The 12,790-nt window shown below is 65.7% G+C and carries 11 protein-coding genes; 10 read left to right on the forward strand and 1 reads right to left on the reverse strand.

Annotated features, from left to right (window positions below; all coding sequences use genetic code 11):
• Positions 1-76 precede the first annotated feature (76 nt).
• The 4 genes from AC1DW9_RS06025 to AC1DW9_RS06040 all read left to right on the forward strand — a co-directional run bounded on the left by AC1DW9_RS06025 (position 77) and on the right by AC1DW9_RS06040 (position 4,128).
• Positions 77-868, forward strand: a complete 792-nt coding sequence (locus tag AC1DW9_RS06025; RefSeq protein WP_476855052.1) for a class I SAM-dependent methyltransferase — start codon at positions 77-79, stop codon at positions 866-868.
• A gap of 150 nt (positions 869-1,018) precedes the next feature.
• Positions 1,019-1,588: an NADPH-dependent FMN reductase gene (locus AC1DW9_RS06030; protein ID WP_441504962.1), complete on the forward strand. Its 570-nt coding sequence runs from the start codon at positions 1,019-1,021 to the stop codon at positions 1,586-1,588.
• 157 nt (positions 1,589-1,745) lie between these two features.
• Positions 1,746-2,951: a diguanylate cyclase domain-containing protein gene (locus AC1DW9_RS06035; RefSeq protein ID WP_476767515.1), complete on the forward strand. Its 1,206-nt coding sequence runs from the start codon at positions 1,746-1,748 to the stop codon at positions 2,949-2,951.
• 229 nt (positions 2,952-3,180) lie between these two features.
• Positions 3,181-4,128, forward strand: a complete 948-nt coding sequence (locus AC1DW9_RS06040; protein WP_441504964.1) for a glutaminase — start codon at positions 3,181-3,183, stop codon at positions 4,126-4,128.
• 204 nt (positions 4,129-4,332) lie between these two features.
• Here AC1DW9_RS06040 and AC1DW9_RS06045 read toward each other — a convergent pair whose 3' ends face one another.
• Positions 4,333-5,034, reverse strand: a complete 702-nt coding sequence (locus AC1DW9_RS06045; RefSeq protein WP_441490571.1) for an SDR family oxidoreductase — start codon at positions 5,032-5,034, stop codon at positions 4,333-4,335.
• Positions 5,035-5,147: 113 nt separating this feature from the next.
• Between AC1DW9_RS06045 and AC1DW9_RS06050 the strand changes: the two genes are divergently transcribed.
• The 6 genes from AC1DW9_RS06050 to AC1DW9_RS06075 all read left to right on the forward strand — a co-directional run bounded on the left by AC1DW9_RS06050 (position 5,148) and on the right by AC1DW9_RS06075 (position 12,694).
• Positions 5,148-6,038 (forward strand): LysR substrate-binding domain-containing protein, encoded by an 891-nt coding sequence (locus AC1DW9_RS06050; protein ID WP_441504965.1) that lies wholly within the window; start codon positions 5,148-5,150, stop codon positions 6,036-6,038.
• A gap of 455 nt (positions 6,039-6,493) precedes the next feature.
• A complete protein-coding gene (locus tag AC1DW9_RS06055) occupies positions 6,494-8,362 on the forward strand; it encodes an ABC transporter permease (protein ID WP_476855053.1) in 1,869 nt (622 codons plus the stop codon).
• Positions 8,362-9,495: an ABC transporter ATP-binding protein gene (locus AC1DW9_RS06060; protein ID WP_441504967.1), complete on the forward strand. Its 1,134-nt coding sequence runs from the start codon at positions 8,362-8,364 to the stop codon at positions 9,493-9,495. The genes AC1DW9_RS06055 and AC1DW9_RS06060 overlap by 1 nt, the downstream gene beginning before the upstream one ends.
• A gap of 32 nt (positions 9,496-9,527) precedes the next feature.
• On the forward strand, positions 9,528-10,637 hold the full coding sequence (locus tag AC1DW9_RS06065; protein ID WP_476775079.1) for an ABC transporter substrate-binding protein: 1,110 nt from the start codon (positions 9,528-9,530) through the stop codon (positions 10,635-10,637).
• Positions 10,638-10,714: 77 nt separating this feature from the next.
• The gene (locus AC1DW9_RS06070; RefSeq protein WP_441504969.1) at positions 10,715-11,830 is read left to right on the forward strand and encodes an ABC transporter substrate-binding protein; all 1,116 of its coding nucleotides are present in this window, start codon (positions 10,715-10,717) and stop codon (positions 11,828-11,830) included.
• Positions 11,831-11,863: 33 nt separating this feature from the next.
• Positions 11,864-12,694: an inositol monophosphatase family protein gene (locus tag AC1DW9_RS06075; protein WP_441504970.1), complete on the forward strand. Its 831-nt coding sequence runs from the start codon at positions 11,864-11,866 to the stop codon at positions 12,692-12,694.
• The last annotated feature ends 96 nt before the right edge of the window (positions 12,695-12,790 follow it).

Here is a 12,790-nt window from a genome sequence, read left to right on the forward strand (position 1 = left end):
GTTAACGTCAATTCTGCTCGCTAGCGGCATCTGTTCGTTCTGATGCTTCGGCTAACGGGGCGAGGCCTGAGGTTTCATGACGCGTCCTTCCACCACCCGGGATTCTCGCGGCGCGCTTGCCGGCCGGCTCGGCAAATCGAGCGTTGCCGCTCGCATCGAGGGTGAAATGCGCGTCACGGCCGCAGAGTTGGCCGATAGCGTGGCGGAGGCCAGGCTCAAGGTCGCAGCCGTGCGTTACAAGGTCGAGGGCGAGGTCCGCAACACGGCCGGGAAGCTGAAGACCCGGGTCAATGAGGCCAAGGCGAAGTTCGGCGACGATGCCCGCTTCCTGAAATCCTGGATCGACGACCCGCTGCGCACGGGTTCGGTGACCCCGTCAAGCCCGTTCCTGGCGCGCCGCATGGCCTCCTTCGTCGATCCGAGCGTACCTGGTCCGGTGATCGAGATCGGCCCCGGAACCGGCCCTGTGACAGAGGCGCTGATCGAACGCGGCATCGACGAGTCCAGGCTGATCCTGGTCGAGTACAGCCCCGAATTCTGCAAGCTGCTGCGCGAACGTTTTCCGCGCGCCACCGTGGTGGAAGGCGACGCCTATGCGCTATCGACGACGCTTGCCGGGCATCTGAGCGAGAAGGCCGTAGCGGTCGTCTCCAGCCTGCCGCTATTCACGCGCCCGCCGGCCACGCGCACGGCCCTCGTCAAGGACGCTTTCACGCTGCTCATCCAGGATGCGCCCTTTATCCAGTTCACCTACTCCGTGATCTCGCCGGTGCCGCGGAAGGGTTCGGGCCTCAAGGCCATGGTGTCCGACTGGGTCTTGCGGAATATCCCGCCGGCCCGCGTCTGGGTCTATCGTCKCGCGGCATAGGACTGCGACGGCTCCCGGGCGATGGTCCCACCCGCCCTCCCGCGCATAGTGTCGATACCGCAGCCCGGGTTTCCAGGCCGCCAGCAAGAGTGCAGGCTTTCCTGATCGCGGACAGGCCGGAGCTTTCCGGCCAGGTCATGGGGTCGTCACATGCCAGAACCTAGAATTCTCGTTTTCGCCGGTTCCTGGCGCGAGGGCTCCCTCAACACCAAGCTCGCGACGCTGGCGGCAAGGAGGCTGCGTGCCGCCGACGCAGAGGTGAAGCAGATCTCGCTCGGCGACTATCCGCTTCCCCTGGTCGATGCCACCGGCTTCGGAAACGCGCCGCAGGCAGCCCATGAGCTGCGCGCGCTGATCGACGCGCATGACGGCCTCTACATCGCGAGCCCCGAATACAATGCCGGCTACGCCCCGGCCTTGAAGAACGCGCTCGACTGGGCATCGACAGCCAAGCCTGGCGCCCCCGCCAGCGGCCTTGCAGGCAAGGTCGTGGCGCTCGGCGGAGCTTCCACCGGCTCGCTCGGCGCCTATCGCGGGCTGACCCAGTTGCGAACCTCACTCGAACTCGGCTTCGGCGCGCTGATGGTGCCCGAGATGGTCGCCGTCAGTTTCGCCGACAAGATGTTTGATGCCGATGGCAACCTCACCGATGCGCGCAGCAGCGGTTTCTTGGATGCCCAGGTGGCCCGACTGCTCAAACTTTCCGGCAAGGGCCTGTAGTCGCGGCGGCGTGACGATCCGACGCTAGGGAAGTGCGCAAGTCATTATGCCTTCCACACGGAATCGTAACAGCTCGGCCCTATGAGCCGCGAACAAGAGCACTGGTCTCGACCCGGTCTCTTCCAGGACCTCACGGCCAGGGAGTTGCAGCACGCGTATGAATGGCCAGGCATCAAGCTATAGTTTGCCGCGCTGGCGCCTGACGCGCTGGCTGACCGATGCTGGCCCCGATGTGCCCGCCGACATCAGGGTCGCCTTGATTGGGAGCCTCTATGGCACCTTGCCGATCTTCGCCGGCGGCGTGATCAACACCATCGCCGTGTCGTTTCTGATCGCGATGCGGATTCCGACGCTGCCATTCGTGCTCTGGTGCGCCTTCGAGGTCCTCTGCTGCGTGACGCGGCTCTTCGTGCTGCTCGTCGCCCAGAAGCGGGCGAGGCAGGGCAAGGAAACACCGACGGATCTCTACATCCTGCTCGGCGTCGCCTGGGCCGGCGGTGTCGGCTACGGCACCTTCATCAGCCTGAGCAGCGGCGATTGGGTGGTGGCCACGCTCGCCTGCCTGTCGGCCGCCGCAATGGTCGGCGGCATCTGCTTTCGCAATTACGGGGCGCCACGACTCGCCGGAGTGATGATCTTCCTCACGCTCGGGGCCTGCTGCTTTGCCGCGCCCTTCCTCGGCGAGCCGATCATGCTGATCGTCTTCATGCAGATCCCCTTCTATCTTTTCAGCATGAGCCGGGCGACCCGCACGCTCAACAAGATGCTGGTCACGACGATGCGCGCCGAGCGCGAGAACGAGTTCCATGCGCGCCATGACATGTTGACCGGGCTCTCGAACCGCTCGGGCCTGACGAAGGCACTCGACGCGCATTTCGCCCGCGATGCCGGACAGAAGCGGCTCGCACTGATCTATCTCGATCTCGACGGCTTCAAGGCCGTCAACGACAGCTATGGCCATATGGCCGGAGACCGGCTGCTGCAGCTCGTCGCCGAGCGGTTGCGTGGCATGATCCGCACTGGTGATCTCGCCGCCCGGATGGGTGGAGACGAGTTCATCGTCTTGTCCGAGCAAACCGAAGCCGCGCAACTTCTCGGCTTCGGCGAAAGGCTGATCCGCGAGATTTCGCGGCCCTACGAGCTCGACAACAAGCACGAGGTCACCGTGGGAGCCTCGGTCGGGATTGCGCTTGCTCCGGACCACGGCACGGACATGATGACCCTGCTCGCTGCGGCAGACAGCGCACTCTATCAGGCCAAGTCGCGCGGCAAGTCGCGCTGCATGATCGCGTCGCAAAGCGAACTCGACCGGCCCTTCTCCGGCGCGCCGCTGCTGGTCAGCTCGGCCCGCCAGTTGCACTGAGCCCAAGATTCGCGGCTTGCTGCAGCTCGCAGCGCTCCTCCCCCACGGCATGTCGCCAAAGCGATCCTGGCCAGGCAATGCCGCACGCCCACGGCGTCATCCGGCAGCGAAGCATCGTCGCCCGCAGCACCGCAACGACGGCCCCTTGCAAGGTCGGTCTGGCGCGCCGCAATCTTGACCCCCCTGCAGCCCTCGGGCTTCCTGCCGTCCGGGAAAGCGGAGAGCGGCCGTGGCAGATATCGGACGAATCGTCCACGAGGTGGCCGAGGAGATGGCCGCCCATCCCGAACGGGGCGAGGTCGCGAGCTATATTCCGCCGCTCGCCCACGTCGATCCCGGACAGTTCGGCCTCTGCATCGTCACCTCCGATGGCGCAACGCATGCTGCCGGGGATGCCGAAGAGCCCTTCTCGATCCAGAGCGTCTCCAAGGTCTTCGCGTTGACCCAGGCGCTCGGCAAGGTCGGCGACACGCTCTGGCGCCGCGTCGGACGCGAGCCTTCCGGAACCCCCTTCAATTCGATCGTCCAGCTCGAGCGCGAACAGGGCATTCCGCGCAATCCCTTCATCAATGCCGGCGCACTCGTCGTCAGCGACGTCAATCTCGCCGGACATGAACCGCGCATCGCGATCGGCGAACTGCTGCGCTTCATCCGCTATCTCGCCGAGGACGAGACGATCGTCATCGACGAGACCGTGGCCCGCGCCGAACAGGAGACCGGTTTCCGCAACATTGCGCTGGCCAATTACATGAAGGCCTTCGGCAATCTGACGCATGCGGCGCCACTGACGCTTGGCGTCTATTTCCACCAATGCGCCATCGCCATGAGCTGCCGGCAGCTCGCCATGGCCGGGCGCTACCTGATGCTCGGCGGCCTGCATTCGCCCGGCGGAGCGCGGGTAATCTCGGCGCAAAGAGCCCGCCGCATCAATGCCCTGATGCTGACCTGCGGTCATTACGATGCTTCCGGCGACTTCGCCTTCCGCGTCGGCCTGCCCGGAAAATCCGGGGTCGGCGGCGGCATCCTGGCGATCGCGCCGGGCAAGGCCGCAATCGCCGTCTGGTCGCCCGGACTGAACGAATGCGGCAATTCCCGCCTCGGCACCCTCGCGCTGGAGCGCATTGCCGAAGCGACGGGCTGGTCGGTGTTCAGCCCATCAGGAGGCGGCCACCCCTGAGCGGTCGGCAGCATCCAGACAGCACGTCACCGGCCTGCACCTCCGCCCTGACCCGGGAGCCACTCCCCCCGAGGGCAACCGGGCAAGAGCCCTCTGTCGGAAGGAGCCTTCTGGGGGGAAAGGGCATTTCCGGGCGCGCCTGAGGGGGCCGCGAGCGTTTTCCGCAAGCCCCCAAATGTTCAAGAGCCCAGCGCGCGCTGTTGCTCAGATCCCGCGCGTGATGCCGCCGTCGACGCGAATATTCTGTCCGGTAATGTAGCCGGCATCGTCGGAGGCAAGGAAGGCGATCGTGCCCGCGATTTCGTCGCTCCTGCCATAGCGCTGCAGCGGCACGCGCTGGCGTCGCTCATCGGTGGCCGGCAGGCTGTCGATCCAGCCGGGGAGCACGTTGTTGATGCGGATATTGTCCGCTGCGTACTTGTCGGCAAAGATCTTGGAGAAGGAGGCGAGCCCTGCCCTGAACACGGCCGATGTCGGGAACATAGCGTCGGGCTCGAAGGCCCATGCCGTCGAGATGTTGATGATCGATCCCGAGCGTTGAGCCTGCATGACCGGCGTCACCAGCCGGGCCGGCCGTACGACGCTCAAGAAATAGACCTCCATGCCGCGATGCCAGTCCTCGTCCGGGATCTCCAGGATCGGCGCGCGCGGGCCATGGCCTGCACTGTTGACGAGAACGTCGATGCGCCCCCAGCGGGAGACGGTCGCATCGACGAGGCGCTTGATATCGTCATTGGACTGGTTCGAACCGGTCACTCCGATGCCGCCGAGCTCATGGGCCAGGGCTTCGCCCTTGCCGGATGAGGACAGGATGGCAACCGCGAAACCGTCCTTGGCGAGACGGCGCGCGGCGGCAGCCCCCATCCCGCTGCCACCGGCCGTAATGATCGCGACTTTCTGAGTCATGGACTTTCCTCTGGTTGCCTGCTGCAGCTGGTCGTAGGCGACGAGGACGCCCCGAACCATGGATTTTCCGTGCGGTGTCCCTGTAGCGTTGCTACACCCTCATCATGTCACGAATGCCCCCTCTCGCGACCTTGCGCGCATTCGATGCGGCCGCGCGCCATCTCAATCTTCGCCTTGCGGCGGAAGAGCTGAATGTGACGCATGGCGCTGTCGCCCAACAAGTTCGCGCCCTGGAGGCCAGCCTCGGGGTCGCCCTGTTCGAGCGGGAGCCGCGCGGCCTCGCGCTCACCGCGGCCGGGCGGGCCTTTCATCCGCAGATCAGACGGGCCTTCGCACTTATCGCGGGCGCCATGGTCGCAATCGAACCCACGCAGGAACGCGAACGACGCGGCGTGACGGTCACTGTCACTCCCTCCTTCGCGGCAAGATGGCTCATTCCGCGGCTCGGGAAATTCTCGGTGATTGCGCCGGATGTCGAGGTGCGCGTCCTGGCGTCGGAATCGACCGAACGCCTCGGAGGACATGGCCTGCCGGATCTCGCAGTGCGTCTGTCAGCTCCGCCCTTCGAGCGCTCGCTCGATGCCCGGCGCCTGCTTGCGGACGATCTCTTTCCAGTCTGCAGCCCATCCATCGCCAAGACACTCTCGAGCCTGGACGACCTTGCAGGAGCGACGCTCCTTCACGACGCCCACGACGCATGGCCGCTCTGGCTGGAACTGGCGAACGCATCGACCCCACCAACGGTCGGACGCCGATTCAACCAGACCGCGCTGGCCCTTGCTGCCGCGCTTGACGGCCAGGGCGTGGCGCTTGCGCCATCTGCTCTCGTTGCGGAGGATCTCGCCGGGCAACGCCTGGCGGCACCATTCGGCACGGCCCTGCGTGTCGCGTCGGAGCGGGCCTTCTATCTTCTCACGCCGAGGCTCTCCCGAATGCGTGCTGAGGTCTCGAGCTTTCGCTCCTGGCTGATCGACGAATGCGACGCCGGCTTGGATGCGGAGTGACGGCCCCGCCGGGCTGCCTGGATCTGACGTCCGGCCCGCCCGGTTGAGGAGGTCGGACCGCCAAGAGCTCCCATGATGAGAGTGCTCCCATGACGGTTCCGCCGAGGCGGATGATCGCATCCGCCGGGCCGTAGCGGCTTTGGCCAACGGCGCCCGCCCAACGTGCTCAAACGCGAGGATCGCGTCGCAAACCACGGTCGAGGTTCACCACAACCTGCCCAGGTTCGCGCTTGCACGCATGTGCAAAATTGCGATTGACAGGCCTGCCGTTTGCGTTGAGCTTGATACGCAACGGATCCGGTCAAGCTGCGTGCAGCCCCACGATCAGAGCTAAATAAGAGCTGCCCCACAGCAGAGCGTTCTTTGCAAGGCTGTGCGGGGAGAGGGAGGGTACGATGGCCAAGACGTGTCCCGCTTCAGCGGGCGCCCGCCCTTGCGCGGAATAGGGCGCCTCGATGACCACCGGTAATGCCGTCGCGCCACGCCGCGAGAGTGGCCGGGAAGGGGCCCGGACGAATGCTATCCCGTCGCCGGCCTGGACATGTCGGCTGCGCTACCGGCTCCGCGTTGCGCTGCGCGAGCCGACGACCATCATCGGCCTCTTCGCCGCGCTTCTGTTTGCCTATCTCATCGTCGTGCCGGTGGTCTCCATTCTGCGCGATGCGGTGACCGTGCAGTTCGGCGACGAGCGCCGGACCGCCGCGGAGGTCGGCAGCCTCACAACCTATTACCTCACCCGCGCCTTCACATCGCCGGTGGCGGCGAACCTGTTCTGGCAACCGCTGCGCAACACCTTGATGGTGGCCGCCGGCGCCATTGGTATCGCCGTCGTCGTCGGCACGGCCATCGCCTGGCTGATCTGCCGCACGGACATGTTCGCGCGGCAGTGGTTCGCGACGGCCCTCATCGTGCCCTATATGCTGCCGGCCTGGACCTTTGCGCTCGCCTGGACGACGCTGTTCAAGAACCGCACGGTCGGCGGCCAGGCCGGCTGGATGGAGAGCCTCGGCTTCACCCCGCCGGACTGGCTCGCCTACGGCCAGGTGCCGATCACGCTCATCCTGGCGCTGCACTACACGCCGTTCGTCATTCTCCTCTTCGGGTCGGCGCTGCGCCGCTTCGACAGTCAGCTCGAGGATTCGGCTCGCGTCCTCGGTGCCGGACGCGGAGCTATCGCGCTGAAGATCATCCTGCCCCTGATGCGCCCGGCGCTGATGTCGGCGGTGGTGCTGATCTTCGCCAAGTGCCTCGGCGAGTTCGGCGTCGCCTATGTGCTCGGACTGCCGGTGAAGTACGACGTTCTCGCGACCTCGCTGTACCGCTCGATCGGTTCGCGCCAGACCGGCGTGGCCGGGGTGATTGCCGGCGCCATCATGCTGATCGGCATCATCACGATCCTGATCGACGCCTATCTGGTGCGCGAGGCGCAACGCTTCGTCACAGTCGGCGGCAAGGGCGCCATGAACCGGCCGGCGCGGCTCGGCATCTGGCGCTGGCCGGCCACCGGCTTCGCCGCGGGCGTCTACGCCGCCAGCGTCGGCGTGCCACTGCTGACCCTGTTCCTGTCGACGGTCATGCGTGTACCGGCGGATTTTTCATGGTCGAACTTCACCCTCGACTATTGGATCGGCTGGAATCTGCCAACGGTCGCCATGCGCACCGGCATCCTGCTCAGCCCGGACCTGTGGCAGGYGGCGTTCAATACATTATGGATCGTCGGCCTGGCCTCGACCTGCTCGGGCCTGCTCGGCATCATCACCGGGTATGTCGTGGTGCGCACGCCGGTCCGGCCACTCGCCGCCGTCCTGCGCCAGGTGACGTTCATGCCCTATCTCGTGCCGGGCATCGCCTTCGCAGCCGCCTATCTCTCGTTGTTTGCGGTGCCGCGCGGGCCGATTCCGGCGCTCTATGGCACCTCGCTCATCCTGATCCTGGCACTCATCGCCGACCAGATGCCCTATGCCTCGCGCGCCGGCATCTCCGCCATGATGCAACTCGGCAGAGATCCGGAGGAGGCGGCCCAGGTCGTCGGCGCAGGCTGGCTCGCGCGCATGCGCCTTGTCGTCGTACCGATCCAGAAGGGTTCGCTGATGACCGGCATCCTCCTGCCCTTCATCTCCGGCATCAAGGGGCTCAGCCTGTTCGTCATGCTCGCCGTGCCAAGCACCGACGTGCTGACCACCTTCTCGATGCGCCTCGTCGATTATCACTACACGCAGGCGGCCAACGCGGTCGTCCTGATCATCGCGGCCATCGCCTATTTCGGCACTCTGGCGGCGCAGAAGCTCACCAAGACGAACCTGGCGGAAGGACTAGGCAGCTGATGCCCGCGATCATCCTGGAAAACGCCAATAAGAGCTACGGCGCCGGTTCGCCCAACGCAGTGTCGAATCTCGATCTCGAGATCGCCAATGGCGAGTTCATGTGCCTGCTCGGCCCATCCGGCTGCGGCAAGACGACGACCTTGCGGATGATCGCGGGGTTGGAGAACCTCTCCGGCGGCGAGATCCGCATCGGCGAGCGCGTCGTCGACAGCATTTCCAAGGGCCTGTTCGTCGGGCCGGAAAAGCGCGAGCTCGGCCTCGTATTCCAGAGCTACGCGCTCTGGCCGCACTTGACCATCGAGCGCAATACCGATTTTGGCCTGCGCCTGCGCAAGGTGCCGAAGGCCGAACGCGAGGCTCTCGTCACCCGCGTCATGAAGGCGCTCGACATCGAAAAATACCGGGGACGGTATCCGTCGCAGCTCTCCGGCGGCCAGCAGCAGCGTGTGGCGCTTGCCCGCATGCTTGTGGTCAATCCGGGCGTATTGCTGCTCGACGAGCCGCTGTCGAATCTCGACGCCCGACTGAGGCTGGAAATGCGCGCCGAATTGAAGCGCATCCATGCTGAGTTCGGCACCACCATCGTCTTCGTCACGCACGATCAATGGGAGGCGATGACGCTCGCAACCACAATTGCGGTGATGAACGAGGGCTCGCTGCAACAGATGGGGACGCCGAACGACATCTATGACCGGCCAGCCAACCGTTTCGTTGCCGAGTTCGTCGGCAGCCCGCCGATCAACATTTTCGAGATCGGCGCTGCCTCGCACGACGTCGTCGGGCGGCACGCGGTGACCTTTCTCACGGCCCGACTGGGCCCCGATGCCGATATCGGCTCGCTCGGGCTCCGGCCCGAAACCATTCAGATTGCCGACTCGGCCGACGCGGTGCCTCTCGGCAACTTCGCCGACGAGGCGGTCGTGACCGGCATCCTTCCGACCGGTGGCAGTTGGATCGTCGAGCTGACTTCGGGCGGCAAGAAGACATTCGCGACCGCCAACGAGGCGCCGCGCCACAAGGTCGGCGACACGATTTGGTTCCACGTCCGACCGGCAGCGCTGCATGTGTTTTCGCGCGACGGCCAGCGTCTCCAACGTGCCGACGACGTCCTCGCGCAAACAGCTGTCCAATGAACGCCCCCAACGACAGAAAACGGGAGGGATCCATGCTTGTCATGACGAGGGCTGCACTCCGCACCGGCCTGGCGGTCGCCGCGTCGGTCGCTGCAATGGCCGCCATGGCCGAGGATCTGAAGCTGCTCGCGGAGCGTGCGAAGGCCGAGCCGCCGATGACGGTCTACGCCGTTACCGGCAAGATCGTCGATACGGCCAACGCCTTCAACAAGATCTATGGGCTTGGAGTCACCGGCAAGAAGGTCAGCGAGGCAGGCCAGGTGGAACTGCTCATTCGGGAGCATCGCGCCGGTGCCGCGCTCGCCTCCATCTCGCTTGCGGCCGACACGGCGTCGGTCGCGGCCGAGTTGCTGCCAAAGAAGGTCGTCACCTCCTACGTGCCCGACGACGCGGCGAACCTGTTGCCGAAAAATGCGCGGGATCCGCTGGTCTTCGTCACCGATCCGCATGTCTGGAGCTATAACGGCGCGGCATCGCAATCCTGCCCAGTCAAGAACGTCTGGGAACTGACCGAACCGGCATGGTCGCGTCTGGTGACCCTGATGGACCCCCTGGAGAGGCCGGCCTATGCCGACTGGTTCAACCAGTTGGAGACGCACCACGACGCCGCGATGGCCGCCGCATATGCGACGCATTTCGGCAAGCCGTTCGACAAGCGGCAGGGCTCGGCGACCTCCGCCTGGGTGAAGGCGCTGGCCGCCAACGGGCCGCTCATCGCCGATTCGACCGCTGTCGCCGCCGCCGTCGGCGCGCCCGGACAAAAGCAGCCGTTTTTTGGCATGGTGCCGGTCGCCAAGTTCCGCGACAATATCGACAAGAAGTTCAGCCTGACGATCTGCCGCGACATGCAACCCTTCGCCGGCATGCTCTATCCCAGCATGGCTGTCGTTGCGGCCGGCACGAAGAGCCCCAACACGGCGAAGCTGTTCATCAACTACCTGCTGACCGAACCGGGACTGGCGCCGCAACTCGTCGACGGGAAGGTGCCGACGCACCCCAAGATCGCCTTGCCCGCTGATGAGCCCTCGGGCATCGGCCGTTCCCTCGACCGGATGATGGCGTGGGATCTGGCGTCGTCCGTGAGCGACCTGGAGCGCCGCCAGGATTGGCAGGACCTGTGGCGCGTCAACCTCAGGCGCTGACGGCGCCCTGCACGCGAACCCAACAAGCAAGCGGCGCGGGTGCAACAGCTCGCAAGCCGCACAAGGGAGGAACGACCATGAGCGCCTACTGGAGAGCACCGCTGCTGGCCGTCGCGTTGGCAGCCGCCGCCACTCCGACCATCGCCGCCGAGCCGCTCGACCTCAACAGCCTGATCGCCGCGGCCAGGAAAGAGCCGCCGATCACCATCTACGACAGCACCGGCAAGATCGTCGACATGGCCAAGGCGTTCTCGGCCAAGTACGGCCTCAGTGCCACGGGGCAGAAGGTGTCGGCCAACAGCCAGCTCGAAATGCTGCTGCGTGAGAGCCAGAGCCGCAACGTCAAGGGAGACGTGGCGCTGTTGACCGACACGCCGGCCGTCATCGGCCAGATGCTGCCGGCCAAGGTGCTGGAAAGCTACCTGCCTGCCGACCTCGCCGGCGAAATCCCGGCCGGCTATCGCGACCCGCTCGCCATTTCCGTCAACGCCAATGTCTGGGCCTACAACACCGAAATCCACGGCGCGACCTGCCCGATCTCCAATGTCTGGCAGCTGACCGAGCCGGAATGGAAGGGTCGCGTCGCCTTCATCGATCCGCTGACCAAGGGAACCTATACTGACTGGTTCAACCAATTGGCCCAGCACGGCAACGAGGCGCTCGCTGCCGCCTACAAGGCGCACTACGGCAAGCCGCTCGTCCCGCAGCAAAAGACCGCTGCCGCCGAATGGCTCGCGGCTTTGGCGAAGAATGCGCCGCTCGTGTCCGAGAATGACGACCGCATTTCCGACGCAGTCGGGGCGCCCGGGCAGAAGGCGCCGTTCATGGGGCTGCTGAGCTCCGCCAAGTTCCGCGACAACGCCGACAAGGGCTACAAGCTTGGCCTTTGCAAGACGCTTCAGCCTTGGGTCGGCTGGAGCTACACCAAGCTTGCGCTCATCGCCAAAGGCACCAAAAGCCCAAACGCCGCCAAACTCTTCGTCCGCTACATTCTGACGGAAGAGGGGCTGATGCCGCAGATGCAAGATGGCAAGCTGCCGACCAGCAAGGCGATCCCGGTCCCCAAGGACGAGCCATCGGGTGTTGCCGTCGTGCTGGACCGCCTGTTTCCCTACGACGCCAAGACAGGCCTCGACGACTGGGACAAGCGGCAGGATTGGCAGGATTTTTGGCAGATCCACTACAAGCGCTAACACACCGCGCCCCTTGAGCCGGAAGTCCAGACAATGCTGCATACGACGATCGCCGATATTGCCCGCAAAGCCGTTCTCGCCGTTCAGGAGCCGCTCACGGCCGCGTTTCGCGCCGGCATGGTGGTCGATTTCAAGCGCGACCGGCACGACCCCGTCACCGAGCATGACCGCCGCGCCGAGGCGGTGATCCGCGATCTCGTGTTCCGGGAGGTTCCCGACTCGACCTTTGTCGGCGAGGAAGGCGGCTCGGTCGGGAGCGGCGCGGTGCACTGGTATGTCGATCCGATCGACGGTACGGCCAATTTCGCCAGCGGGATGGCGTTCTGGTGCACGTCGGTGGCAGCGGTGGTCGACGGCGAGACCGTCGCCGGGGCCATCCTCGATCCGATCGGTGGCAACCTGTTCCTCGCCGATCGGAACGGGGCCTGGCTCAACGGGCAACCGCTCGCCAGCCGTGCCGCCCCCGACGAGGCCAACGCCGTACTGATCACCGGCTATCCGGTGCCGCGCGACTTCCGCAACGACGGCGAAGCGGTCGCGCTCGGCCGTTTCGGCGAACTGACACGCACCTTCGCGACCCTGCGACGACCGGGTAGCGCCGCACTCAGCATCGCCCATGTCGCGGCCGGCTGGGTCGACGCCGCCGCCGGTTTCGGCGTCAACGCCTGGGACGTCACCGCCGCCATCCTGATCCTAGAGAAGGCGGGCGGCCGCTACACCCCGCACGACCTCGGCAAGGTCGCGCCGACCGCGCCGGCGTTCCTCCACCCGGGCTATGTCGCTGTAGGCGCAGGGGCGAATTATCCGACGCTCGATCGCGTCGCGCGCGAGATCTCCGAAGGGCGAAGGCGACGCGTCGCCTAGATGGCCGTGCCGTTGCGGCGGCGCGGTCACCGCAGGAGTGGACTGCGTCATCGCATCTGCACGAGCGGCTGCGAGCGAGCGATAATGAACAGCTGT

This window comes from Allobosea sp. P4_E12 (genome assembly GCF_056401655.1).

Bases quoted from the DNA above. Each gene is read 5' to 3' on its own strand.
- AC1DW9_RS06030 (WP_441504962.1), top strand. From the start codon at position 1,019: ATGCCAGAACCTAGAATTCTCGTTTTCGCCGGTTCCTGGCGCGAGGGC.
- AC1DW9_RS06035 (WP_476767515.1), top strand. From the start codon at position 1,746: ATGAATGGCCAGGCATCAAGCTATAGTTTGCCGCGCTGGCGCCTGACG.
- AC1DW9_RS06045 (WP_441490571.1), bottom strand. From the start codon at position 5,034: ATGACTCAGAAAGTCGCGATCATTACGGCCGGTGGCAGCGGGATGGGG.
- AC1DW9_RS06050 (WP_441504965.1), top strand. From the start codon at position 5,148: ATGCCCCCTCTCGCGACCTTGCGCGCATTCGATGCGGCCGCGCGCCAT.
- AC1DW9_RS06060 (WP_441504967.1), top strand. From the start codon at position 8,362: ATGCCCGCGATCATCCTGGAAAACGCCAATAAGAGCTACGGCGCCGGT.
- AC1DW9_RS06065 (WP_476775079.1), top strand. From the start codon at position 9,528: ATGCTTGTCATGACGAGGGCTGCACTCCGCACCGGCCTGGCGGTCGCC.
- AC1DW9_RS06070 (WP_441504969.1), top strand. From the start codon at position 10,715: ATGAGCGCCTACTGGAGAGCACCGCTGCTGGCCGTCGCGTTGGCAGCC.
- AC1DW9_RS06075 (WP_441504970.1), top strand. From the start codon at position 11,864: ATGCTGCATACGACGATCGCCGATATTGCCCGCAAAGCCGTTCTCGCC.